The 26,681-nt window shown below is 59.5% G+C and carries 31 protein-coding genes; 12 read left to right on the top strand and 19 right to left on the bottom strand.

Translation table 11 applies throughout. The annotated features are described in order from the left end of the window. Positions 1–3: 3 nt before the first annotated feature. The 6 genes from ICA15_RS27650 to ftrA form a co-directional block, all read right to left on the bottom strand. On the bottom strand, positions 4–255 hold the full coding sequence (locus tag ICA15_RS27650) for a bacteriocin immunity protein (protein ID WP_210555099.1): 252 nt from the start codon (positions 253–255) through the stop codon (positions 4–6). Further along, on the bottom strand, positions 255–419 hold the full coding sequence (locus tag ICA15_RS28730; RefSeq protein WP_342345749.1) for a hypothetical protein: 165 nt from the start codon (positions 417–419) through the stop codon (positions 255–257). Before ICA15_RS28730 ends, ICA15_RS27650 begins: the two co-directional genes overlap by 1 nt. Further along, complete coding sequence (locus tag ICA15_RS27645) at positions 364–570, bottom strand: hypothetical protein (protein ID WP_210555100.1); 207 nt, start codon at positions 568–570, stop codon at positions 364–366. The genes ICA15_RS28730 and ICA15_RS27645 overlap by 56 nt, the downstream gene beginning before the upstream one ends. Positions 571–736: 166 nt before the next feature. Beyond that, positions 737–1,006, bottom strand: coding sequence for a hypothetical protein (locus tag ICA15_RS27640; protein ID WP_210555101.1), 270 nt, complete (start codon positions 1,004–1,006; stop codon positions 737–739). Between the two features lie 2 nt (positions 1,007–1,008). After that, positions 1,009–1,389: a DUF6124 family protein gene (locus ICA15_RS27635; RefSeq protein WP_210555102.1), complete on the bottom strand. Its 381-nt coding sequence runs from the start codon at positions 1,387–1,389 to the stop codon at positions 1,009–1,011. A 436-nt stretch (positions 1,390–1,825) separates the two neighbouring features. Then, positions 1,826–2,800 (bottom strand): transcriptional regulator FtrA, encoded by a 975-nt coding sequence (ftrA, locus tag ICA15_RS27630; RefSeq protein WP_210555103.1) that lies wholly within the window; start codon positions 2,798–2,800, stop codon positions 1,826–1,828. 102 nt (positions 2,801–2,902) lie between these two features. On the opposite strand from ftrA, the gene ICA15_RS27625 reads away from it, so the two are divergent. Continuing rightward, positions 2,903–3,331: a rhodanese-like domain-containing protein gene (locus ICA15_RS27625; RefSeq protein ID WP_210555104.1), complete on the top strand. Its 429-nt coding sequence runs from the start codon at positions 2,903–2,905 to the stop codon at positions 3,329–3,331. Here the strand turns inward: ICA15_RS27625 and ICA15_RS27620 are convergent. After that, positions 3,296–3,631 carry a hypothetical protein gene (locus tag ICA15_RS27620; RefSeq protein WP_210555105.1) on the bottom strand — a complete coding sequence of 112 codons (336 nt, stop codon included), beginning with the start codon at positions 3,629–3,631 and terminating at the stop codon, positions 3,296–3,298. The two genes, ICA15_RS27625 and ICA15_RS27620, sit on opposite strands and share 36 nt — an antisense overlap. A gap of 28 nt (positions 3,632–3,659) precedes the next feature. Here ICA15_RS27620 and ICA15_RS27615 point away from each other — a divergent pair, with 28 nt between their 5' ends. The 3 genes from ICA15_RS27615 (at position 3,660) to ICA15_RS27605 (ending at position 6,652) form a co-directional block, all read left to right on the top strand. Beyond that, positions 3,660–4,439 (top strand): ABC transporter substrate-binding protein, encoded by a 780-nt coding sequence (locus tag ICA15_RS27615; protein ID WP_115146805.1) that lies wholly within the window; start codon positions 3,660–3,662, stop codon positions 4,437–4,439. A gap of 197 nt (positions 4,440–4,636) precedes the next feature. Beyond that, positions 4,637–5,749 (top strand): succinylglutamate desuccinylase/aspartoacylase family protein, encoded by a 1,113-nt coding sequence (locus ICA15_RS27610; protein ID WP_210555106.1) that lies wholly within the window; start codon positions 4,637–4,639, stop codon positions 5,747–5,749. A 186-nt stretch (positions 5,750–5,935) separates the two neighbouring features. Then, on the top strand, positions 5,936–6,652 hold the full coding sequence (locus ICA15_RS27605) for an alpha/beta hydrolase (protein ID WP_210555107.1): 717 nt from the start codon (positions 5,936–5,938) through the stop codon (positions 6,650–6,652). Here the strand turns inward: ICA15_RS27605 and ICA15_RS27600 are convergent. Both ICA15_RS27600 and ICA15_RS27595 read right to left on the bottom strand, forming a co-directional pair. Then, entirely contained in the window at positions 6,642–7,205 is a 564-nt protein-coding gene (locus ICA15_RS27600; RefSeq protein WP_150604581.1) for a hypothetical protein, read from the bottom strand. The two genes, ICA15_RS27605 and ICA15_RS27600, sit on opposite strands and share 11 nt — an antisense overlap. A gap of 74 nt (positions 7,206–7,279) precedes the next feature. Next, the gene (locus ICA15_RS27595) at positions 7,280–8,050 is read right to left on the bottom strand and encodes a hypothetical protein (RefSeq protein ID WP_150604582.1); all 771 of its coding nucleotides are present in this window, start codon (positions 8,048–8,050) and stop codon (positions 7,280–7,282) included. 148 nt (positions 8,051–8,198) lie between these two features. Between ICA15_RS27595 and ICA15_RS27590 the strand changes: the two genes are divergently transcribed. Further along, a complete protein-coding gene (locus tag ICA15_RS27590) occupies positions 8,199–8,735 on the top strand; it encodes a chalcone isomerase family protein (RefSeq protein ID WP_210555108.1) in 537 nt (178 codons plus the stop codon). Positions 8,736–8,988: 253 nt separating this feature from the next. Here the strand turns inward: ICA15_RS27590 and ICA15_RS27585 are convergent, their stop codons facing one another. Then, positions 8,989–10,128, bottom strand: coding sequence for a cytochrome P450 (locus ICA15_RS27585; protein WP_210555109.1), 1,140 nt, complete (start codon positions 10,126–10,128; stop codon positions 8,989–8,991). 79 nt (positions 10,129–10,207) lie between these two features. On the opposite strand from ICA15_RS27585, the gene ICA15_RS27580 reads away from it, so the two are divergent. The 3 genes from ICA15_RS27580 to ICA15_RS27570 all read left to right on the top strand — a co-directional run bounded on the left by ICA15_RS27580 (position 10,208) and on the right by ICA15_RS27570 (position 13,104). Further along, positions 10,208–10,969: an ArsR/SmtB family transcription factor gene (locus tag ICA15_RS27580; protein ID WP_210555110.1), complete on the top strand. Its 762-nt coding sequence runs from the start codon at positions 10,208–10,210 to the stop codon at positions 10,967–10,969. Positions 10,970–11,065: 96 nt separating this feature from the next. After that, entirely contained in the window at positions 11,066–12,286 is a 1,221-nt protein-coding gene (locus tag ICA15_RS27575) for a putative DNA modification/repair radical SAM protein (RefSeq protein ID WP_150595510.1), read from the top strand. Continuing rightward, positions 12,283–13,104, top strand: coding sequence for a TIGR03915 family putative DNA repair protein (locus tag ICA15_RS27570; protein ID WP_210555111.1), 822 nt, complete (start codon positions 12,283–12,285; stop codon positions 13,102–13,104). The genes ICA15_RS27575 and ICA15_RS27570 overlap by 4 nt, the downstream gene beginning before the upstream one ends. A gap of 191 nt (positions 13,105–13,295) precedes the next feature. Here ICA15_RS27570 and ICA15_RS27565 read toward each other — a convergent pair whose 3' ends face one another. The 5 genes from ICA15_RS27565 to ICA15_RS27545 all read right to left on the bottom strand — a co-directional run bounded on the left by ICA15_RS27565 (position 13,296) and on the right by ICA15_RS27545 (position 19,506). Then, entirely contained in the window at positions 13,296–14,315 is a 1,020-nt protein-coding gene (locus ICA15_RS27565) for a branched-chain amino acid aminotransferase (protein WP_150604587.1), read from the bottom strand. 239 nt (positions 14,316–14,554) lie between these two features. Then, positions 14,555–15,928 carry a dihydrolipoyl dehydrogenase gene (lpdA, locus tag ICA15_RS27560; RefSeq protein WP_210555112.1) on the bottom strand — a complete coding sequence of 458 codons (1,374 nt, stop codon included), beginning with the start codon at positions 15,926–15,928 and terminating at the stop codon, positions 14,555–14,557. A 7-nt stretch (positions 15,929–15,935) separates the two neighbouring features. Then, positions 15,936–17,210: a dihydrolipoamide acetyltransferase family protein gene (locus tag ICA15_RS27555; RefSeq protein ID WP_210555113.1), complete on the bottom strand. Its 1,275-nt coding sequence runs from the start codon at positions 17,208–17,210 to the stop codon at positions 15,936–15,938. Next, complete coding sequence (locus tag ICA15_RS27550) at positions 17,211–18,269, bottom strand: alpha-ketoacid dehydrogenase subunit beta (RefSeq protein WP_042559684.1); 1,059 nt, start codon at positions 18,267–18,269, stop codon at positions 17,211–17,213. 1 nt (position 18,270) lies between these two features. Further along, entirely contained in the window at positions 18,271–19,506 is a 1,236-nt protein-coding gene (locus ICA15_RS27545) for a 3-methyl-2-oxobutanoate dehydrogenase (2-methylpropanoyl-transferring) subunit alpha (protein ID WP_150604590.1), read from the bottom strand. Between the two features lie 185 nt (positions 19,507–19,691). Between ICA15_RS27545 and bkdR the strand changes: the two genes are divergently transcribed. After that, positions 19,692–20,180, top strand: a complete 489-nt coding sequence (gene bkdR / locus ICA15_RS27540; protein WP_103305884.1) for a Bkd operon transcriptional regulator BkdR — start codon at positions 19,692–19,694, stop codon at positions 20,178–20,180. On the opposite strand, the gene ICA15_RS27535 is transcribed toward bkdR, so the two are convergent. Together ICA15_RS27535 and ICA15_RS27530 are read right to left on the bottom strand one after the other, a co-directional pair. Then, positions 20,155–21,051: a tyrosinase family protein gene (locus ICA15_RS27535; protein WP_210555114.1), complete on the bottom strand. Its 897-nt coding sequence runs from the start codon at positions 21,049–21,051 to the stop codon at positions 20,155–20,157. The genes bkdR and ICA15_RS27535 overlap by 26 nt on opposite strands. Before the next feature lie 125 nt (positions 21,052–21,176). After that, positions 21,177–22,040, bottom strand: a complete 864-nt coding sequence (locus ICA15_RS27530) for an MBL fold metallo-hydrolase (protein WP_210555115.1) — start codon at positions 22,038–22,040, stop codon at positions 21,177–21,179. Positions 22,041–22,136: 96 nt separating this feature from the next. Here ICA15_RS27530 and ICA15_RS27525 point away from each other — a divergent pair, with 96 nt between their 5' ends. The 3 genes from ICA15_RS27525 to ICA15_RS27515 all read left to right on the top strand — a co-directional run bounded on the left by ICA15_RS27525 (position 22,137) and on the right by ICA15_RS27515 (position 24,700). After that, the gene (locus tag ICA15_RS27525; protein WP_150595589.1) at positions 22,137–22,478 is read left to right on the top strand and encodes an ArsR/SmtB family transcription factor; all 342 of its coding nucleotides are present in this window, start codon (positions 22,137–22,139) and stop codon (positions 22,476–22,478) included. Positions 22,479–22,645: 167 nt separating this feature from the next. Next, a complete protein-coding gene (locus ICA15_RS27520) occupies positions 22,646–23,890 on the top strand; it encodes an FAD/NAD(P)-binding oxidoreductase (protein ID WP_210555116.1) in 1,245 nt (414 codons plus the stop codon). Positions 23,891–23,899: 9 nt separating this feature from the next. After that, positions 23,900–24,700: a sulfite exporter TauE/SafE family protein gene (locus ICA15_RS27515; RefSeq protein WP_210555117.1), complete on the top strand. Its 801-nt coding sequence runs from the start codon at positions 23,900–23,902 to the stop codon at positions 24,698–24,700. Between the two features lie 100 nt (positions 24,701–24,800). Here ICA15_RS27515 and ICA15_RS27510 read toward each other — a convergent pair whose 3' ends face one another. Beyond that, positions 24,801–26,081, bottom strand: coding sequence for a TRAP transporter large permease (locus ICA15_RS27510; RefSeq protein ID WP_150604594.1), 1,281 nt, complete (start codon positions 26,079–26,081; stop codon positions 24,801–24,803). Next, a complete protein-coding gene (locus ICA15_RS27505) occupies positions 26,081–26,608 on the bottom strand; it encodes a TRAP transporter small permease (protein ID WP_150604595.1) in 528 nt (175 codons plus the stop codon). The genes ICA15_RS27510 and ICA15_RS27505 overlap by 1 nt, the downstream gene beginning before the upstream one ends. Positions 26,609–26,681 lie beyond the last annotated feature (73 nt).

The raw sequence follows: 26,681 nt of genomic DNA, 5'->3' as shown, positions 1-26,681 counted from the left end.
AAGTCAGATTTTAAATCCCGGCAGACCGTTAGCAAGACAGTAGTCACTCACTGTGCTTGTCACGCCAGCCGCTGAATCATCCTCGCCGGCTTCTGGATAGAACAGCAGGTCGCTTCCTGCAGGGTGGGGAACAATCTTGTTGAAGTGATCGACAAGTTCATCCCGTTCGTCTTCGGTCTTTGCGTCTTCAATAGCCTGAATCAGAGCCTTGAATTCCTGCTCGGTGTGGTCAGCCAGATTGCTTTTCAATCCCATTACTCAACTCCCCTGTGAATGTCGATATGGCGTCTTGGGGTGACGACATTGATGTTGTCGGTATCGTACACGGCACCACCATCCTTAATTAGCTCGATGTGGTGCAGCTCAAATGCAATCCGCTTTCCTGCATGTGAGTGCAGCAAAAGTTGTTTCAGTATCATTGAGAAGTGTTGGTCTAACGGGGAAATTCTCTCGTGAAAGCGCGCGCATCATATTTGTTAGCAGACGCATACGGGCAGCATCCTGCGGCGTGTCTTCCAGTGCATCCCAGACACTTGAGAAACGTTGGAAACCGGGGTGATGTTCTTTCATGGCTTAAGCCTTGCTGGGGGTTTGGCTTTCGGATAATCGATCGCAGAAAGAATGCTATCGCGAGCAGGCTCACTCCTACAGTTGATTGCGGTGGCTCATGGCAATGGAGTACACCGCAATCAACTGTGGGAGCGAGCTTGCTCGCGAACAGCGATCACGCGGTCAATCAGGTCCGATGCGCCATCTCGGCCAATGTGTCGGCCACGGTCCTTTGCAGTGATGGGAAGCGGCGTGTCACGCGGTGCAGTGCGGGTAGCACGGCGTCGACCTCCAATTCATCGAGTTGGGCGAGGGCGGTGACGGCGGAGGCGACGATGGTTTCTCGTTCGCTTTCGAATAGCACCAGACAGGCATCTTGTGCCCAGCGTCCTTCTCGTTCGTTGAATCCCATGGCCACCAAGGCTGCGACGACCTTTGCATCTGATTGTTTGGTCATGGTCATTGCCTCAGTGCGGGGTCGAGTTTGTCGAGGGCGCGGTTCACCGCGAGTTCGCCGAGCATGACCACTTGCTGGATGCCGAGTACGGTATTGCGGTAGGGCGAGTCGAGCAGGGCGGCGAAGTCGCTCAGCATGACGCTGGCCGAGGCCATGGATTCGCAGGCGTGGGCCATGAGGTCTTCGGTGCCTGTGTTCGGGTCAACGAGGAACATGGTGCTGGGTTTGCGCGGTGGCGCTGGGGGCGTGGGTTTCAGATAGTGATCGAGGGCGCGTTCGGCGGCTTCGTGGAGTTTTCTGGAGCCTGGCGTGGAATAGGGGGATGTTGGATTTGGATCAAGTTCCGCATCTGTTTCGGGCGGATTTGGCGTTATTTTGAACATATGCTGGGAAACCTCAATGAGGCTGACACCGTTCTGCGACTAAACATTAGGTGGCAGCTATACGCAGGTTAGTCGACCGGCATCCCAAGCATTACCGGCGCGCTCGAAAGCGCCCTGCGCACAGCCGCCATTGAGTGCAGGCATGGAAATGCCAGACTGAATAACAGCTTGCGAACTTGAGATAACACCGAGCGACTAAACCCGATCACTGAACATTCAGTGACGCGAACCAAGTTACCGGCGACCCCCAAGCCGCACAAGCCGGCGGATTCTGGCGTAGTTGTAGGCAAAGGCGCAAGGCGCTGTAGCCTCTTGGCTGATGTCGAAATGATGCTGCGTTTTACCGGGCGCTATCGCGAGCAGGCTCACTCCTACAGGAGGCACGCATCCAACCTGTAGGAGCGAGCTTGCTCGCGAAGGCGGCTTCAACATCAACTCAGGAAGTAGTTTTGAAACCCCGCCCAAACCGCTCCCGATACACCGACGGCGGCACTCCAACCACCCCGCGAAACGCCACCCGAAAACTCTCCACCGACCGATAACCGCAGCGCTCGGCAATCTGTTCGGTGTGTTGGTCAGTGCTCTCCAGCAACTCCCGCGCCCGCGCCAACCGCTCATGCTGCAACCACGCCTTGGGCGATTGCCCGCTGGCTTCGGTGAAACGCCGCAGGAATGTTCGCTCGCTCATCGCCGCTTCACTCGCCAGATCGCGCACCTCCAACGGCTCGTGCAAGCGCTCGCGCGCCCACTGCATCACGCGTGACAGATCGTTGCGCGGCGTCTGGCTGACGGGGGTTGGAATGAATTGCGCCTGGCCGCCGGTACGCTGCGGCGACATCACCAGTCGCCGTGCCACGGAATTGGCAACCTGAGTGCCAAAGTCGCGCGCCACCAGATGCAGGCAGGCATCGATGCCGGCCGCGCTGCCTGCCGAAGTGATCAACTGGCCGGAGTCGACGTAGAGCACATCCGGGTCGACTGCAATTGCTGGAAAGCGTTGCGCCAATTCCGCTGTGTAACGCCAATGGGTGGTGGCGCCGCGCCCATCGAGCAGGCCGCTGGCGGCCAGCACAAAAACGCCTGAGCAGATCGACAACAGCCGCGCACCCCGTGCGTGGGCCTGACGCAGCGCGTCAATCAATGCTGGAGGCACCGCAGCATTTCGGTCGCGCCAGCCGGGGATGATGATGGTGCGGGCCTCGGCCAGCAGCTCCAATCCGCCGTCAGCCAACACCTGAATCCCGCCCATGGCGCGCATCGGGCCTTGATCGACCGCCGCAATCGCGTGCTCGTACCACGGGAACTCAAACTCCGGCCGGGTCAGGCCGAAGATTTCTACGGCGATGCCGAACTCGAATGTGCAGAGGCCGTCGTAGGCCAGAATCGCGACCAAACCTGGTGAAGTAGGCATTTGGCGGAAAATTCCCGGTGAGTGTCTTATCCGCCACTGTAGCCATAAGCGTTCGCTGGATAAAGTCTGTTCACACCCACTCAGATGAAGGAGCAATACCTTATGCCCAGCCTGGTTTGCGAAATCCCTGCCGCCCCGTCGGCCATCGCCCTCATGCATTTCAGCAATCGTCTGACGTTTGAAACCGATTGTTCCGACGTGTTCAGCAGCCAGGAGGCCGGTGCGGTCGACTTTGTGCTGGTCGATGTTCGCGGGCCAGTGGCCTTCGAGCGCGGTCATGTACCGGGCGCGATCAATATCCCGAACCGGTTGCTGACGGCGGCGGAACTGGCCAGCTACCCGAAAACCACGTTGTTCGTGGTCTATTGCGCCGGCCCGCATTGCAACGGCGCGAACAAGGCTGCGGTGAAACTGGCGGCGCTGGGTTACCCGGTCAAAGAAATGATCGGTGGCGTGACCGGTTGGCTCGATGAAGGTTTTCAATTGAGCGTTAAGCTAGCCGCCAAAACCGCAATCGGCTGCGAATGCTGATCCCATTGTAGGAGCTGCCGCAGGCTGCGATCTTTTGATCTTGCTTCTAAAAAGCAAAGTCAAAAGATCGCAGCCTTCGGCAGCTCCTACACGAGATTTTTGGTACCGATTGAGGGCTTGTCCTACAGCCTTTGCACCACGACGGCGCACCTGTTGACCCCGGTCAATCAGTGCGCCGAACTTCTGTAAGTAATTGTCGCTTAAAAACAATTTGCCCTGTGCGCGCCGCCATAGACTGCCGACCACTTCGGTTTTTGCCGCTATATGGCCATGACCGGACGCTGAATCGAAAGCTGCCAATAAAAGCCTCCGCACACAGGAGTAATAAATGAAGAAGCTAGTGATGTTCGGTGCCCTGGCACTGTCGATGTTGTCCCTGACCGCTGTGGCCGAAGACGCCAAGCCGATCCGCATCGGTATCGAAGCCGGTTATCCGCCATTCTCGATGAAAACCCCTGACGGCAAACTCACCGGTTTCGACGTGGATATCGGCGATGCGCTGTGTGAGCAGATGAAAGTCAAATGTACCTGGGTCGAGCAGGAATTCGATGGTCTGATCCCGGCGCTGAAAGTGAAGAAAATCGACGCGATCCTGTCTTCGATGACCATCACTGACGACCGCAAGAAAAACGTCGATTTCACCATCAAGTACTACCACACACCGGCCCGTTTCGTGATGAAGGCCGGCTCCAATGTCACCGATCCGCTGACCCAGCTCAAAGGCAAGAAAGTCGGTGTACTGCGCGCCAGTACCCACGACCGTTTCGCCACCGAAGTGCTGGTACCGGCCGGGATCGATCTGGTGCGTTACGGTTCGCAGCAGGAAGCCAACCTCGACATGACGTCTGGCCGTCTGGACGCGATGCTGGCCGACTCGGTCAACCTCAGCGACGGTTTCCTGAAAACCGACGCGGGTAAAGGCTTCGAATTCGTCGGTCCGACCTACGAAGACGCCAAATACTTCGGCGGCGGCGCCGGGATTGCAGTGCGCAAGGGCGATGCGGCCCTGGCTGAGCAGTTCAACAAAGCCATCACCGAAATCCGCGCTAACGGCGAGTACAAGAAAGTGCAGGACAAGTACTTCGACTTTGACGTGTACGGCCATTAATACGCCGTAGAAAAAAGTGGCCCCGTTTACGCGGTGGCCACTTTTTTTGCACTCGAATAAAGATCAGAACCCTGTAGGAGTGAGCCTGCTCGCGATAGCGGTGTGTCAGCCAGAATATTCATTGAAGACAGACCGCTATCGCGAGCAGGCTCACTCCTACAGGGGATCTGTGTGATCCAGATATTGAGGAGTTACCCATGCAACGCATCGACCATCTTCTGCCCTGGAGCCACTTGGGCAGCGAACGTTCCCTCAGCGTGTTCCGTTACGGCGCGGGCGCCCGCAAGGTGTACATCCAGGCCAGCCTGCACGCCGATGAACTGCCGGGCATGCGCACTGCGTGGGAACTCAAGCAACGCCTGAGCGCACTTGAAGCGCAGGGTCGTTTGCAAGGCGTGATTGAACTGGTGCCGGTGGCCAACCCGATCGGGCTCGATCAGCATCTGCAAGGCAATCACATGGGCCGCTTCGAATTTGGCAGCGGCAAGAACTTCAACCGCGCGTTCGTCGAACTCAGTGCGCCGGTGGCAGCGTTGATCGGCGAGCGTCTGGGGGCTGACGCCGAAGCCAACATTGCGTTGATTCGTCAGACCATGGGCCAGGTTTTCGATGATCTGCCGGCCCCGGCCTCGCAACTGGAAGCCCTGCATCGTTTGTTGCTGCGACACGCCTGCGATGCGGACATCAGCCTCGATCTGCACTGCGATTTCGACGCCGCAATTCACCTTTATGCGCTGCCGCAGCACTGGCCGCAGTGGCAATCGCTGGCGGCACGGCTGAAGGCGGGCGTGGCGTTGTTGTGTGAAGATTCCGGCGGCAGTTCGTTCGATGAGTCCTGTTCGACGCCGTGGCTGCGCCTCGCAAAAGCCTTCCCGAACGCGGCCATTCCGCCCGCCAACCTTGCGACCACGCTGGAGCTGGGCAGCATGGGCGATACTCGGGTCGATCAGGCGCAGGCCAATTGCGAGGCTATTCTCGGGTTTCTCGCCGAGCAGGGCTTCATCAGTGGTGAATGGCCGGCGGCACCAAGCGATTGCTGTGAAGGCATGCCGTTTGAAGGCACCGAATACCTCTTCGCGCCGCACCATGGTGTGGTGAGTTTTCTGCGCTCGGCGGGCGAGTGGGTAGAGAAGGGGGATGCGTTGTTCGAGGTGGTGGATCCGTTGAAAGATCGAGTAACTACCGTGCGCGCCGGAACCAGCGGGGTGTTGTTTGCGATTGATCGCGGGCGTTACACCGAGCCGGGGATCTGGCAGGCGAAAGTGGCGGGGCGGGTGGCGTTTCGGACGGGGAAGCTGAATAACGACTGACGGATCTTCGGCGTGTTTGCGGGCCTCATCGCTGGCAAGCCAGCTCCCACATTGTTCTGGGGCGTTCACAAAACCTGTGGGAGCTGGCTTGCCAGCGATAGCGGTATCAGCGGCACCTCAATATTTGGATCCTTGCTTCAGGATGTTAGGCTCCCCCCGAACCCTGCACCCTGTGAAGGAAGACTTATGTTGAAGGCGTTTGCTCTGTTGACCCTCCTGGCGTCCACCGCCGTTCATGCTCAAACCACGCTGCAATCCGATCTGCCACTCAAGTACATCGAACAGGTTCACCCTGACGCCGATCCACGTCCGTTGGTGATTTTCCTGCACGGTTACGGCAGCAATGAAGCCGATCTGATCGGCATGAAATTTCAGCTGCCGGCGCAGTACAACTACCTTTCGGTGCAGGCACCGCTGGCGTTGGGCGAAGGGCGTTTCCAGTGGTTTCGCAAGAAAGGCGAAGGCGCCTACAACGGTGAGACCGATGATCTGAAGGTCAGCGGCCAGAAACTTCGGGATTTTGTCGCGCAAGCGGCGAAGAAATATCACGCTGCCCCGGACAAGGTTTACCTGATCGGTTTCAGCCAGGGCGCGATGATGACCTACGAGGTGGGCCTGCGACCACCCGTGGCGGTGGGCGGTATTGCGGCGTTGAGCGGGCGTTTATTGCCGGTGTTGAAAGCAGACCTGAAGACCGGACAACAACCGCTGCCGCTGAACATCTTCATCGGTCACGGCACAGCCGATGATCCAGTGCCATATCACCACGGTACTGAGGCCAATGCATTACTCCAGAAACTGGATTACAAACCACAGTTTCACGCGTATCCCGGCGTCGGCCACAGCATCACTGCGGCCGAACTGCGGGACTTGAACGCCTGGTTGCAGCAGCTCAATCCTTGACGATGGTCTTCACCAGCGCATCATGACCTTTCTTGTCGCTGACCCGGGAGATCACCTGAACCAGCGCCATGCGTGTCCCGGAACCGGCCATCAACGTCGTGTTGAGGGTTTGGCCGCCACCCTGGCTGGCGGTGCTGTCGACCTGACGCAGGCCCAGGCCAGTGCCTTTCTGGGTCAGGCTTTTTTCGCTGAGTTTGTTGAAGTCCGGTAGCGCTTTGCGCTGGGCTTCGATGAAATCGGACACGCTGCCGTCCAGAAACTCGCTGTCGTTGTCCTTGACGTTGTTGCCTTCGGGGATCTGGTTTTCTGCGGCGATCACCACGGTTTTGCTGGTCTGGTTGGTGTACATCGTGCCCTTGGCACCGGTCGGGCTGGCCGGCAACGGTTCAGCAACGAAGCCTTTGGGCAAGGTGAAAGTGAATTTGCCGCCCAACATCGAGACCTTCTCGGTGGCGGTTTTTTCCTTGGCCGTGGCCGCTTGAGCGTTGATGGCGCCGAGGCCGGCGACCGCCGCCAGCAACAGGACGACGGCTTTCTTGCTCAACAATGTCATTCGAATCTCCGGGAAGTGGTCATGCCAGGTGGGCGATCATCCCACGCAGCGCCGTGGCACTCCAGCCCGGCTCGTCAGGCTTGTGGTTGCGGTGCCGGTTTGGCCAGCAGTTTGCGCGTGACGCCAAGCATGGCCACCGACACAGCGACGCCCAAGGCGAATCCGCTGAAGCCCAGGCTTGGCAATGTCAGTGCTGACACCAGACAAAACGCCGAAAACGAGTACATCCCGGTCGCCGTGGCTCGCAACAACGCCGCCGTAAACTCGGGGCCGCGGGTCTGCTGGGAAAACACCGCCATGACACTGCCGAGCACCGGAAACACCGCGAGCAGTCCGCTCCAGCGCTCGCCGACGGTGCTGGCCAGCATCGTCACCAACAGCGTCAACGCCGCGCCGGCGATCATCCGCCAGATCAGTTTGTCCGACTTTGGCGCCGGGCGATTCAGCACCGGTTGTACCTTGGGAAACAGGTAGGGGGCTGCCAATAAAGCTACTGCGGCCGCCCCTATAGAAAACGGCAGCGACGCCGGGATCAGCGACAAGACCAACGCCAGCGCCGCCCAGACAGCCAGCGAAGCGCTCAGTGCCCACGGCCAGTTCGCCCGCTGCGCGACCTGCGCGTATGTGATGCAGAAGGCGATCATGGCAAACATCGCCGACAACGCGGCCACCGCTGACTGCGCGGCAAATTGTGGCCCCTGTTCGATGGCGAGGAAAAACAGAATCGGCCCGACCACTACCGGCAACCCCGACAGCCACCCGGCCACACTTGGCCCCCAACGCTTGCCGGCCAATGAGATCAGCAGCAGAAAACCGGGAATCAGTAGGAGTTTGAGGATCAGCACGCAGGTGTCTCCGTCTGTGAGAGACGGCCACGGTAGCATTGCCGGACGTACATTGCTGCAGATGTGTGCGGTTTTTGTATACAAGATTTTCGATGTGGTACTCGGCTATGCTTTGATTATCAGGGCCAATGCCGGAGTCGATGCTGCGATGAACAGAACACTGAGGTTATGGCGTGGATGCTGCGGCATTGGCCTTTGGGCATTGCTCGCCACGCCGGCCTGGGCCAATTGGCAGGATGCGGTGCCGGGCGCGCAAATCATTGGCCGCGGCGAATTCAGCGTGTTCGGCTTCGATGTGTACAACGCACGTTTATGGAGTGCCTCGCGTCCGTTGGCGGACGGCCAGCCGTTCGCTTTGGAGCTTATCTACCAGCGCAACATTTCCCGGGACGATCTGGTACAGGCCAGCGTCGATGAAATCAAACGTCTGGCCGGCAATACTATCAGTCCTGCACAACTTGCCGCGTGGCAGGTTCAGATGCGGCAATCGTTCGTCGATGTGCAGGCTGGCACGCGTATCACCGGGGTCTATCTGCCGGGGCAGGGCGCACGATTTTTTGTTGGCCAGCAGTTGCAGCACGAGATAAATGATCCCCGGTTTGCCCGGGCGTTTTTTGATATCTGGCTGGACCCGCGTACGCGCAACCCCGAGTTGCGCGAGCAGTTGCTGGGTGCGAGCCGGTAAAGATCAAAGGACGGCAGGCTTCGGCAGCTCCTGAATTGCAATGCGCCCCCTGTAGGAGCTGCGGCACGCTGCGATCTTTTGATCCTGATTTTTGAAGACAAGATCAAAAGATCGCAGCCTCGTTTCGCTCGACAGCTCCTACAGAGGATTTGTGCATGACGTAGACCCGGTGTGGTCTCTCAGGCTGCGATCTTTGATCCTGATTTTTGAAGACAAGATCAAAAGATCGCAGCCTCGTTTCACTCGACAGCTCCTACAGAGGATTTGTGCACGACGCAGACCCGGTGTGGTCTCTCAGGCTGAACAGTGGAATTCGCCCATTGAGCGAAGGCCGGTAGTGCCAGTTCAGGCGATTCAGTTCAATGCCGTGATTGAGAATCTCCCTCACGGTTGCACTGGCAATGCTCATCGCCAAGGCTTGTCCCGGACATTGATGCCGCCCGCTGCCAAAACTGAAACTGCGCCGATTCGGGCGATCCCAGAGAAACTGGTCCGGATCTTCATTGAACGCCGGATCACGATTGGCCGCAGCGAGCAGTACAAGAATCACCTCGCCAGCCTCCAGGCGCACACCGTCGATGTCGCAAGCGGCAGCGACAAAGCGCCGGGTGTTCTGCACCGACGGGTCGAAGCGCTGGACCTCCGCCAACAGCGCGTCCATTGGTGCTTCCCGTATTTCAGGTTGGCGCCGCAACGCCAGCAGCGCATTGCCGATCAGTCCGGCGCAGGCCTCGAATGTCTGCGAGCAGAGGCCGATCAGATTGGCGATGAGGATCTCCTTTTCGCCGTCAAAGCGCTGGCCGATCCCCGCGAGTAATGCGCTGTGCACATCAGGCTCTGCCAGCAACTCAGTGAAATGGCCGTGTAATTTTTGCGCCGCGACGTCGGCCGCCACCAGTTGCAATTCGTTGCTCAATGGCGACAGGCACGCCGCGAAATCGGCCGTCAGCGCACTGATTGTCCGTGCCTGTGCCGGGGTGAAACCAAGCAACGCCGCGACCACGCACACCGGGCCGCGGAACATGGCGCTGTATAGGCCATCGGCGTCTGTGGTTATCAACCGTGCGCTCACCCGGGCGCTGACGTCGTCCTGATCGATCAACCCCAGCGCCGGTTCAAACGCCGATCGTGGGCAGCGCTGGCGTTCGCCGTCGTTCATCCGCATCAGTTGGCCGAAGACCTTGCCGGCCATGCCTTGGGAGATCGCTTTGGGTATCGGCTCCAGCGCTGGGCGCACGTGGCAGTCCGGGTGAACCAAAACCGCGCAGACGGCGCGAGCGCTGCTGGCGACCCACAATTTCAGTTCGGGATCAAACGTCAGTCCACCCATGCCGCGTAGTGTTGCGTAGTAGGGATAGGGATCGGCATGAGTTGCAGCGATGATCGGGTCCATGGTTCGCAGCCTTGTCGATAGGGAAAGTGTTGCTACTATCTGCAGTCCGTAACGGCGATGATTCGTCCGGGAGCGAAATATGCACGCAGAACATCAAGACATCGGCGTCTCGCAGGTGGCCGCGGCCATCGCCGAGCCGGCGCGCACGAAAATCCTCTGCTCGCTGATGGACGGCCACGCCCGCACCAGCACCGAGCTGGCAGCCGTTGCTGAAGTCAGCGCCTCCACCGCCAGTGCGCACCTGGCCAAACTCAAGGATCTTGCGCTGGTGCGTCTGCATGTTCAGGGCCGCCATCGGTATTACAGCCTCGCCGACAAACGTGTCGCACAGGCGCTGGAAGCGTTGATGGTGATCGGCCAGAACGCCGCGCCAACCTTCAAGCCGCACACACCGGATCGCCTGCAATTTGCCCGCACTTGCTACGACCACATGGCCGGGACACTGGCGGTGATGCTGCACGACCGCTTGCTCGAAGCGGGGTGGTTGCTGGCGACCGACGAGCAGGCGTATCGCTTGAGCGACAGCGGTGAGGCGCTGTTTGCGGGGTTGGGCATTGAGGTCGAGGACTTGAATGCACTGCGGCGCAAATTTGCCTGCCCGTGCCTGGACTGGAGCATGCGCCGGCCGCATCTCGGTGGGGCACTGGGGGCGGCGTTGCTGCAAACGGCGTTGAAGCGCAAGTGGGTGACGCAGGATCTGGACAGTCGGGCGTTGGCGTTGACGGCGGTGGGGCGCAAGGAAATTCGTGCCAAGTTTGGTATCGAATTGACGATTGAGAACAGTCAGATCAACAGATCGCAGCCTTCGGCAGCTCCTACAAAGAGCGGTGATCACGTGTAGTGCGATCTTTTGATCTGCCGACGAAGGGCACGCTTACACCTTGAACCTGACAGGTCGACCCTATACTGTATATGCAACCAGTAAAGGGCCCGCGCCATGCAAATCATCGACAAGCTCAGTATTCTCGCCGACGCCGCCAAGTACGACGCCTCCTGCGCCAGCAGTGGCGCGCCCAAGCGCAGTTCCGAGGGCAAGAGTGGTCTGGGCTCGACCAATGGCATGGGCATTTGCCACAGTTATACGCCGGACGGGCGCTGCGTCTCGCTGCTGAAAATTCTGCTGACCAATTTCTGCCTCTACGATTGCCAATACTGCGTCAACCGCCGCTCCAGCGATGTACCTCGCGCGCGTTTCACGCCCGAGGAAGTCGTGGCGCTGACCATGGACTTCTACCGCCGTAACTGCGTCAGCGGGCTGTTTCTCAGTTCGGGGATTATCCGCTCGGCGGACTACACCATGGAGCAGCTGGTTCGAGTGGCTAAACTGCTCCGCGAAGAGCACGAGTTTCGCGGCTACATCCACCTCAAGACCATTCCCGAAGCCGATCCGGCATTGATCGCGGAGGCTGGGCGTTATGCCGATCGCCTCAGCGTCAACATCGAGCTGCCGACTGATACCAGCCTGCAAATCCTCGCCCCGGAGAAAGACATCGGTTCGATCAAGCAGGCGATGCAAACCATCTACACCGGCGAGCAGACCGTACTCAACGAGCCACGAGCGCCAAAGTTCGCGCCGGCCGGGCAAAGCACGCAGATGATTGTCGGCGCCGATGACACCGACGACAGCACCATTCTCCATGGCGCCCAGGCCTTGTACGGTAACTTCCGGCTGCGCCGGGTCTACTACTCGGCGTTCAGTCCGATCCCCGACAGCCCGAAAAGCGTGCCGCTGGCCGCGCCGCCGCTGATGCGCGAGCATCGCTTGTATCAGGCTGATTTTCTGTTGCGCAGCTACGGCTACAGCGCTGGCGAGTTGCTCAAGGGGCCGGGAAACCTGGCGTTGGACATCGACCCGAAACTGGCGTGGGCGCTGCAGAATCGCGAGGTATTCCCGCTGGATCTGAACAGTGCCGAACCCTCGTTGATCGCGCGCATTCCAGGCATTGGCCTGCGCACCACGGAGCGCCTGGTGGAGTTGCGCCGGCAGCGGCGCATCCGTTACGAAGACGTGGCGCGCATGCGCTGTGTGCTGGCCAAGGCCAAGCCGTTCATCATCACCAGCGATTACCACCCGCAGCAGGCCGAGGTCACCAGTCAATTGCTGTATCAGCAATTGCGCGACCGGCCGATGCCGCAGCAGATGGGGTTGTGGGGATGATCAATCTCGATTGCGACGACCTGTTCGACACCTGGCGCCAGCAGGCACGCTGGCTGCTTAGCCATGAAGTCGACCCGAGTGTGGTGAGTTGGGCCAGCGAGGGCGTCAGTGATCTTTTTGCCAGTGATCATCAAGTACCCGAAGGGCAGGGGCCATTCCAGGCGCGGATCCCGCGAGCATTGCTCGATACGCTTGGGCAAGCCGCACAATATCGCGGCGACCAGCGCTGGAGTCTCTTGTACGAAGTTCTATGGCGGGTCAGCCACGGCGATCGCACGGCGATGATGGCTGGCGACAAACTGGGCAGCGAGTTACAGCGGCGGATCAAGCAAGTACGCCGCGAAGCCCATCACCTGCATGCTTTTGTGCGCTTCATCGAGCGCCCGAAAGATTTGCCAGGTCCGCAATATGTCGCCTGGCATGAACCGGCCCACGACATCCTGCACAGCGCCAGCGAGCATTTCGTCGCGCGCATGGGCCGGCACCGTTGGCTGATCGCGACCCCGCGTGATGGCGTTTATTACGATGGTGAACAACTGATCCATGAGCGCCAATGCCCCGTGGAATGGCAGCAAATGGCACAGAACGTCGACGATCCGCACGGTGATCTGTGGCTGACCTACTACAGCCACATCTTCAACCCGGCACGGCTCAACCCGAAGGTGATGCAAGGTCATTTGCCGGTGCGGTTCTGGAAAAATCTGCCGGAGGGGGAGTTGATCCCCGGGTTGATCATGCAGGCGCGGATGGGCAAACAGCAGAATGGGCAGGCTAGCGGGATTGCCGGGCGTTCCGGGAAGCGGATTGCGCTTAAATAAAAGATCGCAGCCTTCGGCAGCTCCTACAGGGAAGCGTGAACACCCGATACACAAATGTCCCAAGCATACTGAGTCACTGTAGGAGCTGCCGAAGGCTCGGGCCGCGATCGGACGATCTTTTGATTTCGCTTTAAATAAAAAGCCCCCACCGGTTTCCCGGTGGGGGCTTTCGTACATCAGCAGCCGTCAGATCAAACCTTGACGATCCAGCCCGCTGGCGCTTCGATGTCGCCGGTTTGCACGCCAGTCAGCTCTTTGTAGAGCTTCTGGGTAACCGGGCCGACTTCGGTTTCGCTGTGGAACACATGCAGATGGTCGTTGTAGCTGATGCCGCCGATCGGGGTGATCACCGCAGCAGTGCCGCAGGCGCCGGCTTCCTTGAAGTCAGCCAGTTTGTCGATCAGCACGTCGCCTTCAACCACTTCCAGACCCAGACGCGTTTTCGCCAGCTCGATCAGCGACAGACGGGTGATGCCCGGCAGTACCGATGGTGAGCTCGGGGTCACGAACTTGTTGTCGTGGGTGATCCCGAAGAAGTTGGCCGAGCCGACTTCTTCGATTTTGGTATGGGTCATCGGGTCCAGGTAGATCGCGTCAGCGAAGTTGGCTTTCTTCGCTTTCGAGCCCGGCATCAGGCTGGCCGCGTAGTTGCCGCCGACCTTGGCTGCGCCGGTGCCTTGTGGGGCGGCGCGGTCGTAGCTGGAGATCTGGAAGTTGTGCGGGGTCAGGCCGCCCTTGAAGTAGGCGCCGACCGGGATGCAGAAGATCGAGAAGATGAACTCGGGCGCGGTGCGCACGCCGATGTTGTCACCCACGCCGATCACGAACGGACGCAGGTACAGCGCGCCGCCGGTGCCGTATGGCGGAATGAAACGCTCGTTGGCGCGAACCACTTCTTTGCAGGCTTCGATGAACTGCTCGGTTTCGACCATCGGCATCAGCAGACGCGCGCAGCTGCGTTGCATGCGCAGGGCGTTCTGGTCCGGGCGGAACAGGTTGATCGAACCGTCCTTGCAACGATAGGCCTTCATGCCTTCGAAGCACTGCTGACCATAGTGAAGGGCAGTCGAGCCTTCGCTGATGTGCAGCACGTTGTCAGAGGTTAAGGTGCCTTTGTCCCACTCGCCATCGCGAAAGTACGACAGATAGCGCTTGTCGGTCTTGATGTAGTCAAAACCCAGCTTGTCCCAATTGATGCTTTCGTTACCCATGACACCCTCTATCACTGAACAACCGCCGAAACGGTTCAAGGCTTCTGACGTTTTTTGGATGGGCACAACAATACTTCATTCTTGAGCGGTTTCGCAGCCCGGACTATCGGGAGATAGCAGATTTATAGCCTGCTTATGAAAATCCGCATCTACCATTAAAAGATCGCAGCCTTCGGCAGCTCCTACAAAAACTCAGCGAAGCCCTGTAGGAGCTGCCGAAGGCTGCGATCTTTTGATCTTCATAGATGAAGCGCATGCCCCAAAGCACGCAATGCCGCTTCCTGCACCGCTTCACCCAAGGTCGGATGTGCGTGAATGGTGCCGCCGATGTCTTCCAGCCGCGCGCCCATTTCCAGGCTTTGCGCAAACGCCGTGGACAATTCCGAAACCCCGACACCCACTGCCTGCCAGCCGACAATCAGATGATTGTCGCGACGCGCGACCACGCGTACGAAGCCGGTTTTCGATTCCAGCGTCATCGCCCGGCCATTGGCGGCGAACGGGAAGCTGGAAACGATGCAGTCGAGCCCGGCAGTCTTGGCCTCGTCCGGCGTTTTGCCGACCACCACCAGTTCCGGGTCGGTGAAGCACACGGCAGCGATGGCGGTCGGGTTGAATTCGCGGGTTTTGCCGCTGATCAGCTCGGCAACCATCTCGCCTTGCGCCATGGCGCGGTGGGCGAGCATCGGCTCGCCGCTCAGGTCGCCGATCGCGTAGACATTACGCATGCTGGTCTGGCAGCGGCCGTCGATCTTGATCGCCGAACCATTCATGTCCAGATTCAGCGCTTCAAGGTTCCAGCCTTGTGTATTCGGTTTGCGACCGACGGCCACCAGCACCTGATCGGTTTCCAGATTCAGGGTGTCGCCGTTTGGATCACGCACCTGCAACGTACCGTCGAAACCCTGCACGCTGTGGTTCAGATACAGTTTCACGCCCAGTTGCTTCAGCGCTTCATGCACCGGTTGCGTCAGCTCAGCGTCATAGGCCGGCAGAATGCGCTCCTGCGCCTCGACCACGCTGACTTCAGCGCCGAGCTTGCGATAGGCAATGCCCAACTCCAGACCGATATAGCCACCGCCAACCACGACAAGGCGTTTCGGCACGCTTTTAGGCGCCAGCGCTTCGGTGGAGGAGATGATCGGCCCGCCAATTGGCAGGATCGGCAGATTGACGCTGGTCGAACCGGTGGCCAGCACCAGATGCTCGCACTGAATGCGCGTGTCGCCGACTTCCACGGTTTTGCCGTCGATGACTTTGGCCCAGCCGTTGATGACTTGAATCTTGTTCTTCTTCAGCAGGGCAGCCACGCCAGTGGTCAGGCGATCAACAATGCCGTCCTTCCACTCGACGCTTTTGCTGATGTCGAGGGTCGGCGCCGAAACGCTGATACCCAACGCCGAATGCTGGTTGTGCTGCTGGGTCTGATGAAACTGCTCAGCGACGTGGATCAGCGCTTTCGACGGGATGCAGCCGATGTTCAAGCAAGTGCCGCCCAGCGATTGGCCTTCGACCAGAATGGTCTGAATGCCCAGTTGCCCGGCGCGAATCGCCGTCACATAACCGCCAGGACCGCCGCCGATGATCAGCAGCGTGGTGTTCAGAGATTGCATACGAGCCTTACTCCACAAACAAAGTGGCGGGTTGTTCGATCAAGCCACGAATGGCCTGGATGAAGAGCGCCGCGTCCATGCCATCGACCACGCGGTGATCGAAGGAGCTGGAGAGGTTCATCATCTTGCGGATCACTACCTGGCCTTTGACGACCATCGGGCGCTCGACGATTTTGTTGACGCCGACGATCGCCACTTCCGGCAGATTCAGCACCGGCGTACTGACGATGCCGCCCAACGCACCGAGGCTGGTCAGGGTGATGCTCGAGCCGGACAGTTCATCGCGGCTGGCCTTGCCATTGCGGGCGGCGTTGGCCAGGCGCGAGATTTCTGCAGCACTGTCCCACAGGCTGCGCGCTTCGGCGTGACGCACCACCGGCACCATCAAGCCGACATCGCTTTGCGTGGCGACCCCGACATGCACAGCGCCGAGGCGAGTGATTACCTGGGCTTCGTCGTCGTAACGGGCGTTCATCTGCGGGAAGTCGCGCAGGGCGACGACCAGTGCGCGGACGAGGAACGGCAGCAAGGTCAACTTGCCACGGCTGGCGCCGTGTTTTTCGTTCAAATGCGCGCGCAGTTCTTCAATCGCGGTGACGTCGATTTCTTCGACGTAACTGAAGTGCGCGGCACGCTGGGTGGCGTCCTGCATGCGCTGGGCGATCTTGCGGCGCATGCCGATCACTTGAATCTGTTCTTCGTCGTTGCGCTGGGCATAAGCCGCTGCCACTGGCGCTTGAGCGTTGGACTGACCTTGCGCCAGATAGGCGTCGAGGTCTTCGTGCAATACGCGACCGGCCGGGCCACTGCCACGCACGAGGCGCAATTGAATGCCCAGATCCAGCGCGTGTTTGCGCACGGCCGGAGAGGCCAGCGGACGTTCATCCGCCTCACGGGCAACCATCGGGCCCTGGCAAACGGCAGCCGAACGCGGTGCAGCGGCGGCGGGTTTGGTTTCTACGACAGCTTCGACTTTCGGTGCAGCAGGTTCCTTGGCAGCAACCGCAGCCGGCGCAGCCGATTCTTTCAGATTGCCCGCGCCTTCCACTTCAATGCTGATCAGCACGCTGCCAACCGCCATCACTTCACCCGGCTGACCGCCAAGCGCAATCACCTTGCCGTGCACCGGCGACGGAATATCGACCATCGCCTTGTCGGTCATGACATCCGCGAGTACCTGATCTTCAACCACCAGATCGCCAACCTTGACGTGCCACTGCGACAGTTCTACTTCTGCGATGCCTTCGCCAATGTCCGGCATCTTGATAACGTGCGTGCCCATTCAGACCTCCATAACCCGTTTCAAAGCCGCGCCCACACGGGACGGGCCAGGGAAATACGCCCACTCTTGCGCGTGCGGGTAGGGGGTGTCCCAACCGGTGACGCGTTCGATCGGCGCTTCCAGGTGATGGAAGCAATGCTCTTGCACCAGCGATACCAACTCAGCACCGAAACCGCAGGTGCGAGTGGCTTCGTGAACCACCACGCAGCGACCGGTTTTCTTCACCGATTTGACGATGGTTTCCAGGTCCAGCGGCCACAGGCTGCGCAGGTCGATGACTTCGGCATCGACGCCGCTTTCTTCAGCGGCCACTTGCGAGACATACACGGTGGTGCCGTAAGTCAGGACGGTGACGTCCTTGCCCGGACGGGTGATCGCGGCGACGTCCAGCGGCACGGTGTAGTAACCGTCCGGCACTTGCGCGGCAGGGTGTTTCGACCACGGGGTTACCGGGCGGTCGTGGTGGCCGTCGAACGGGCCGTTGTACAGGCGTTTTGGCTCGAGGAAGATCACCGGGTCATCGTTTTCAATGGAGGCGATCAGCAAACCTTTGGCGTCATACGGGTTGGACGGCATGACCGTGCGCAGGCCGCAGACTTGAGTGAACATCGCCTCGATGCTCTGGCTGTGGGTCTGGCCACCGTAGATGCCACCACCGCACGGCATGCGCAGGGTCATCGGTGCGGTGAACTCGCCAGCCGAGCGATAGCGCAGACGCGCCGCTTCGGAAATGATCTGGTCGGACGCCGGGTAGACGTAGTCGGCGAACTGGATCTCAGCCACCGGACGCAAACCGTAAGCGCCCATGCCGACGGCGACGCCGACGATGCCGCTTTCGGAGATCGGTGCGTCGAACACCCGCGAGGAACCGTATTTGGTCTGCAGGCCTTCGGTGCAGCGGAACACGCCACCGAAGTAACCGACGTCCTGACCGAACACGACCACGTTGTCGTCGCGCTCAAGCATCACATCCATGGCCGAGCGCAGGGCCTGGATCATGGTCATGGTGGTCGTGGTCATGGCGGTTTCCAGCTGAATATTGTTGTTGTGATCGTTCATCTCAGACCCCCAACTGCTGACGCTGGCGCTTCAAGTGCTCCGGCATCTCTTTGTAGACGTCTTCGAACATGGTCGCGGCGCTTGGAATCTGGCCGCCGGCGAGGGTGCCGTACTGCTCGGCCTGTTTCTGCGCGGCAATCACTTCGGCTTCGAGTTCGGCGCTGACGGCGGCGTGCTCTTCATCGGACCAGTGGCCGATCTTGATCAGGTGCTGTTTGAGGCGCGCGATCGGGTCGCCGAGCGGGAAGTGGCTCCAGTCATCGGCCGGACGATATTTGGACGGATCGTCGGAGGTCGAGTGCGGGCCGGCGCGGTAGGTGACCCATTCGATCATGGTCGGGCCGAGGTTGCGGCGGGCGCGCTCGGCAGCCCAGGCAGAAGCCGCGTAGACCGCGTAGAAGTCGTTACCGTCAACACGCAGCGAGGCAATGCCGCAACCGACGCCGCGTCCGGCGAAGGTGGTGGCTTCACCGCCAGCGATGGCCTGGAAGGTCGAAATCGCCCACTGGTTGTTGACCACGTTGAGGATCACTGGCGCCCGGTAAACGTGGGCGAAGGTGAGGGCGGTGTGGAAGTCCGATTCGGCGGTGGCGCCGTCGCCGATCCAGGCCGAGGCGATTTTGGTGTCGCCCTTGATCGCCGAGGCCATGCCCCAGCCCACGCCCTGAATGAACTGGGTGGCGAGGTTGCCGGAAATGGTGAAGAAGCCGAAGTCCTTGACCGAGTACATGATCGGCAGTTGACGGCCCTTGAGCGGATCGCGCTCGTTGGACAACAACTGGCAGATCAGGTCGACCAACGGCACGTCGCGCGCCATCAGAATGCTTTGCTGACGGTAGGTCGGAAAACACATGTCGTCGACGTTCAACGCCAGCGCCTGGGCGCTGCCAATGGCTTCTTCGCCAAGGCTCTGCATGTAGAACGACATTTTTTTCTGACGCTGGGCGACCACCATGCGGTTGTCGTAGATGCGCGTCTTGAGCATGGCGCGCATGCCTTTGCGCAGGATCTCGACCGGCACGTTTTCAGCCCATGGGCCGAGGGCGTTGCCCTGATCGTCGAGCACGCGAATCAGGCCTCGCGCCAGGTCGGCGGTGTCGGCAGGTTCTACGTCGATGGGAGGTTTGCGCACCGTACCGGCATCGGTCAGATGCAGGTAGGAAAAATCAGTTTTGCAGCCTGGACGGCCCGAGGGTTCAGGGACGTGCAGACGCAGCGGTTCGTACGCTTGTGTCATGGCTTCTACGCTCGATCTTGTGAATTTCTTGTAGTGAGCTGGCAGTCATTCTTCGGTAGAAGAAATCTTGTCCTACAACAATCATAGGCGCGGGCAAGAAGAATATTTCTCTCTGTTTCGTTGCGCTGGAGACGATTTGCAGATAAAAAATCTGCATAAACATAAAAAACAGGTGGTTTTGTCTCATGCGCAAACTGGACCGTACCGATATCGGCATTCTCAACAGCCTTCAGGAGAATGCGCGCATCACCAACGCCGACCTCGCACGCTCGGTAAATCTGTCGCCAACACCGTGCTTTAACCGGGTCAAGGCCATGGAAGAATTAGGCCTGATTCGCGAGCAAGTCACGCTGCTCGACGCCGATTTGCTGGGCCTGCATGTCAACGTGTTCATCCATGTCAGCCTGGAGAAGCAGGTCGAGGAGGCGCTGCAGCATTTCGAAGAGGCGATTTCTGATCGCCCTGAGGTAATGGAGTGCTACCTAATGGCCGGAGACCCGGATTACCTCATCCGGGTCCTGGTGCCGACGATTCAGTCGCTGGAACGCTTCATGATGGACTTCCTCACCAAGGTTCCCGGTGTGGCGAATATCCGATCGAGCTTTGCGCTCAAACAGGTGCGCTACAAGACGGCGTTGCCGCTGCCGGTCAACGGTCTGATTCTGGGCGCCTGATTGCGGCGCCATCACTCAAGTCATACCGATAATCAAGTGCCTCCGTGTCGAGGACCTGTCCAACCTTCCAGGTTCTTTGCCAAGGTGCAGGCTCGATGTCCGGATGAAAGATCAGGGTGACATCGAGCATGTCCTGGGAGGCGTCATCGGCAAACGCGATGGCGGGTTCGGCAGGGTGCTGACGCTTCCACCGTTCCCACAGGTAATCGAGGTGGCAGTGGTGCAGAAAGAATATCGGGTCGTTCGGCGATGTGGCTGTACCCATGTTGCCGCCCACCCACGAATGCACATTGTTGTGCATCTGCTCAATAGTGTTTTCCCACCCTTCAGGTTCAGACCAGTAGGGTGTTCGCATCATGACCGACTCGATTTCTTGCGCGTCAGGCAGTGGCGAGCCGTCCGCGCCGAAGTCGCGCCTGAGTTCCGGAGCTCCTTCGTCACCATTCCAGACCCTGACGTCAAAGGCGCGACCCTTGAAAGCAAATGGCCCGAGGGTTACACGCTGGTTTGACTGGGGATCGCCATCCCTGCCCATGAAGTCATCATTGAAGGGATTGTCTGCGCCGCTCATGCTCCAGTTCCAGTAAGGCAGGGTAATGCCGGGGTCGTCAGCCACGACTTGCAGTTCCCACTCGAATTGGCGAATCAGGATCCGGTGCCAGGGAAAAAACAGCGGGTTGCGATGGGGGTTGGGGGTGATCGGATTGCCCAGCCCCATGGAGTTCTTGTGAATCTGTACAAAGTCATCGTAGCGATACTGCTCGCCGGGCCGCAGAATGCTGGGGGTATGATTCTTCAGAATCAGGATCGCCCTGATGAACGCGGCTTTCTGTGCCGCTGACATGTCACGGTGATTACGACGAATATCCATATTGCGAAAACTCCATTGAATGTTTGTTCAATGGAGTTTGCTCGCTGAGAGGATTTTCACCAGTTCATCGCTATCGCCAGCGTTCGTAGGAAAAATAAGCTGGTGATGGTTCGAGTGACGGGTTCCTATAAAGAATTGAGCGGAATCTTCAGGTACACCACACCGTTGTCTTCCGCCGCCGGAAAATTCCCCGCGCGCACATTCACCTGAATCGCCGGCAGCAACAGCGTCGGCATGCCCAACCCGGCATCACGCTTGGTACGCATCTCGACGAACGCCGCTTCATCAATGCCGTCATGTACATGAATGTTGCTTTTACGCTGTTCACCGACGGTAGTCTGGCAGTGGGCCTCGCGGCCCTCAGGCGGGTAGTCGTGGCAAACGTAGAGTTTCACGCTGGCAGGGAAGGCCAGCAGTTTGTGAATCGAGTTGAACAGTTGATGGGCATTGCCGCCGGGGAAGTCGCAGCGCGCCGTGCCCACATCCGGCATGAACAGCGTGTCACCGACCAGAATCTGCTCGCCGTCGATCAAGTAAGCCATGTCTGCCGGTGTGTGCCCCGGCACATGCAGCGCCGTGGCTTTGAGGTTGCCGATGGTGAATGACTCGTTTGGCGCGAACAGGTGATCGAACTGCGAGCCATCGACACAGAATTCCGGCTCGAGATTGAACAACGCCTTGAACACGTTCTGCACTTTGCTGATCGACTCGCCAATCGCGATCTTGCCGCCAAGCTCTCGGCGCAGATACGGCGCGGCGGACAGGTGATCGGCGTGGGCGTGGGTTTCCAGTAGCCATTGCACTTGCAGGCTGTGTGCCCGCACAAAAGCGATGATCTTGTCGGCCTGAGCGGTGCAGGTGCGGCCGGCGGCGCCATCGTAGTCGAGCACCGGGTCGACGATTGCGCATTGTCCGCCGTCGGCCTCGTAGACCACGTAGCTGTAGGTCGAGGAGGCGGGGTCAAGAAAGGCTTCAATCAACGCGGGCATGGACATGAACCTGTGCAAGGGTGGAAAAGTCAGTTGCAACACTTTATGTAAAAACATAATGTTCGCAGCTTAAGTGACGTTGAAGGCATCATGCAAATGCAATCCAGTCTGACCGAATGTGAAGTCGCCCAATTGCGCGCCTCGGCCTCCAAGGCCTGTTCGCTGCTCAAGGCCATGGCCAATGAAGATCGCCTGTTGATCCTCTGTCAACTGACGCAGGGCGAACGCAATGTCGGCGAACTGGAAAAGATGACCGGCGTGCGTCAACCGACGCTGTCCCAGCAATTGGGCATCCTGCGCGATGAGGGATTGGTCGGAACCCGTCGTGAAGGCAAGTACATCTTTTACGGCCTGGCCAGTCCTGAAGTGATTCAGGTGATGAAGACATTGTCCGGGCTCTACTGCGGCGCTGTGCTGAAAAGCCTGGGTCACCAATAAATATCCGCCCACACACAGAACCTGTAGGAGTGAGCCTGCTCGCGATAGCGGTGGGTCAGTCAATGAAGATTTCGGCTGAACTACCGCTATCGCGAGCAGGCTCACTCCTACAGTTTGTTTTGTGTGGTGGCTGAGAAATCCTTGCGTGCAGCTAAAAGGAACAAGCAATGAACGATCAACACTGGGGCCCATCCATCAGTGCAGATATCGTGGTCATCGGCGGCGGCACTGCCGGTATCGCCTTCGTCGCCAGCCTGCTCAGGCGCGATCCGCACTTGAACATCACCGTCATCGAACCGAGTTCCCAGCATTACTACCAACCGGCGTGGACGCTGGTTGGTGGTGGCGCTTATGACGTGAAAGACACCGTTCGGCCGATGAGCAAAGTCATGCCGCGCCAGGCCACCTGGATTCAAGCGGCGGTTACCCAAATCGACGCGGACAACCGCCAACTCACCCTCAGCGATCAACGCAATATCAGCTATCAAAACCTGATCGTCTGCCCCGGCCTGCGTCTGGCCTGGGAGAAAATCGAAGGATTGCAGGACAGCCTCGGCCAGCACGGCGTCACCTCCAACTACAGCTATCAGCACGCGCAGTACACCTGGGATCAGGTGCAGAAACTACGCGGCGGCAAGGCACTGTTCACTCAGCCGGCAATGCCGATCAAATGCGCCGGTGCCCCGCAAAAAGCGCTGTACCTGTCCTGTGATCACTGGCTGAAAAGCGGCGTGCTGAACAACATTAATGTCGAATTCAATCTGGCGGGCGCCGCGCTGTTCGGCGTGGCCACGTTCGTGCCGCCGCTGATGAAATACATCGAGAAGTACAACGCACAACTGGCGTTCAACGCGAATCTGGTCAAGGTCGACGGCCCGGCGAAAACCGCGTGGTTCGAGGTCAAGGACGCCGAAGGCAACGTCACCCGCGAGGCAAAGACCTTCGACCTGCTGCACGTTGTACCGCCGCAGGTTTCGCCGGACTTTATCGCGCAAAGCACATTGGCCGACGCCGCTGGCTGGTGCGAAGTCAATCCGCACAGCCTGCAGCATCCACGTTATCCCGAGGTGTTTGCACTGGGCGATATCTGTGGCACCAGCAACGCGAAAACTGCAGCGGCGGTGCGCAAGCAAGTTGTGGTGGTCGCCCAGAACCTGCTGGCCCTGCGCAAGCAACAACCGTTGCCGCTTAAGTACGACGGCTACGGTTCCTGCCCGCTGACGGTGGAGAAGGGCAAAGTGATCCTCGCCGAGTTCGGTTATGCCGGTAAATTGCTGCCGACCTTTGCCCTGGACCCGACCGTGCCACGTCGTTCGGCATGGTGGTTGAAGGCAACGCTGCTGCCGTGGTTCTACTGGAACGGCATGCTCAAGGGTCGCGAATGGCTGACCAGCCTGTCCAAGGTCGATTGAGAAAACCCTATGTTGCTGGCAAGTCTGTTTGGCGTGGTGATGGGGTTGGTCCTCGGGTTGACCGGGGCCGGCGGCGGGATTCTCGCGGTGCCGGCGCTGGTGCTCGGGCTCGGCTGGACGATGACGCAAGCGGCGCCGGTGGCGTTGTTTGCCGTCGGCAGTGCGGCGGCGGTCGGCGCTATCGATGGCTTGCGTCATGGTCTGGTGCGTTACCGCGCGGCGCTGTTGATTGCCGCACTGGGCGCGGTGTTTTCGCCGCTGGGGATCTACTTCGCGCATCAGTTGCCGGAGAAAATCCTGATGATTCTGTTCAGCCTGCTGATGGTCATGGTTGCCTGGCGCATGTTGCGGCGCGAGCGTGAGCAAGCGGGGCCGAGTGATCATGGCCACGCCAGTTGGGGGCAGAAGAATTGCATGCTCGATGAAGAGACCGGACGCTTCGACTGGACGGCCAAATGCACGGCAACCCTGGCGGCATTGGGTGCGGTGACGGGCGTTGTTTCAGGGTTGTTGGGCGTGGGTGGCGGCTTCTTGATCGTGCCGGCGTTCAAGCAACTGACCGACGTGCAGATGCGCGGCATCGTTGCCACGTCATTGATGGTAATCAGCCTGATTTCGGCGATCGGTGTGATCGGCGCGTTTCATGCCGGGGTGCGGATCGACAGCCTGGGCGCTTCGTTTATTGTCGCCAGCGTTGTCGGCATGATCATCGGGCGCAAGCTTTGCGCGAGGGTGCCGGCCCGGGCGTTGCAGGTGGGGTTTGCGAGTGTATGTCTGGTGGTGGCGGGGTACATGTTGTTGCGGGCTTGAGCGCATGAAGGTCAAAAGATCGCAGCCTCGTTTCACTCGACAGCTCCTACATTGGAATGCGCTTCCTGTAGGAGCTGCCGAAGCTGCGATCTTTAGCGGCTTACAACACCAGATGCGGCAGCCACAGCGAAATAGCCGGTACGTACGTCACCAGCATCAACACCATGAACAGCACGGCATAGAACGGCAGCAGCGCTTTCACGGTGCTCTCGATGCTGACCTTGCCCACCGCCGAGCCGACAAACAGCACGGCGCCCACCGGCGGTGTTATCAATCCGATCCCGAGGTTGACCAGCATGATCATGCCGAACTGCACCGGGTCGACGCCAATGCCGAGAATCACCGGCATCAGGATGGGCGTGAGGATCAGGATCAGCGGCGCCATGTCCATCACTGTGCCGAGCAACAGCAGCATGACGTTGATGCACATCAGGATCACGTAGCGGTTGTCCGACAGGGTCAGGAACAGCGTGGTGATCTTCGCCGGAATCTGCATCAGGGTCATGATGTAGCCGAAGCTCGCGGCGAAACCGATCAGGATCATCACGATCGAAATCGTCCGCACGGTGCGATGCATCAGCTTGGGCAGTTCACTCCACTTGTAGTCGCGGTAGATGAACATGGTCACGAAGAACGACCACAGCACTGCGATGGCAGCTGATTCGGTGGCAGTGAAAATTCCTGACAGGATGCCGCCGAGGATGATCACCATCGCCATCAGACCCCACAGCGCTTCGCCGCAGATTTTCAGGGCCTGGCGCATCGGGATGACTTCGCCTTTGGGATAGTCGCGTTTACGCGCGAAAATCAGGCAGAGCACCATCAGGCACGCGCTCATCAACAGCCCGGGCACCACGCCGGCCATGAACAGCGATGCGATGGACACGGTACCGCCAGCGGCCAGCGAGTAGAGCACCGAGTTGTGGCTCGGCGGGGTCAACAGCGCTTGCACGGAACCGCTGACGGTCACCGCCGTGGAGAAATCACGCGGGTAGCCTTTGCGCTCCATTTCCGGGATCAGCACCGAGCCCACGGAAGCGGTGTCGGCTACCGACGAACCGGAAATGGCGCCGAAGAACGTCGAAGCCACGATGTTGACCAGCGACAGGCCACCACGGACGAATCCGACCAAGACACCGGCAAATGCCACCAGCCGCCGCGACATGCCGCCCTCGGCCATGATCGCCCCGGCCAGCACAAAGAACGGAATCGCCAGCAGCGAGAATTTGTTCACCCCGCCCGCGACCTGAATCATCAAGGCCTGGAACGGAATGTCGATCCACCACGCGCCGATCAGCGCCGACAAGCCGAGGGCGTAGGCGACCGGCATGCCGATCAGGATCAGTGCGATAAAACTGCCCAGCAGAATCAATGCGTCCATCAGGCAGCCCCTTCGTTTTCTTCAACCAGATCGAACCGCACCACGCGGCGATTGCTCTGGTCACCCAGCAAGAGTTTTTCGATGACGAAAATCAGTGTCAGCGCGCCGCCAACCGGGATCGGCATGTAGGTAATGCCCACGCGCAGGGTAGGCAGGGCGCTCATGAACTGGTTCCAGGTCGACATGCACAGCTTGGCGCCCCAGATGGTCATGAACAGGCAGATGATGCCCATCAACACCTGGGAAACGATGCTCATGGTTCTGCGCATGTTCGGGTTCAGGCGATCAGTGACCATGGCCACGGCCATGTGTGCACCCGCACGGTAACTGGCGGCAGCGCCGATGAAGGTGAACACCATCATCAGCAGAATGGCGGTGGGCTCCGGCCAGCTCGAACCGGTGCCAAGGATGTAACGGGCGAACACGCCCCAGGGGATGATCAGGGAAATGGTCAGCACCGACAGACCGGCGACCCAGATGCAGGCCATGTAGATCCGGTCATTGATGCTCAGCAGCAGATTCTTCATCGGGTTCCACCGTAACCGGGCAGGCGCTGACACCAAACGAGGTCAGCGCTGCCGGGCCTTTCATTGAGGACAG

It is taken from the genome of Pseudomonas sp. P116 (assembly GCF_020149425.1).
Taxonomy (GTDB): Bacteria; Pseudomonadota; Gammaproteobacteria; order Pseudomonadales; family Pseudomonadaceae; genus Aquipseudomonas; species Aquipseudomonas anatoliensis.
This window is presented reverse-complemented; position numbering and strand designations above follow the sequence as displayed.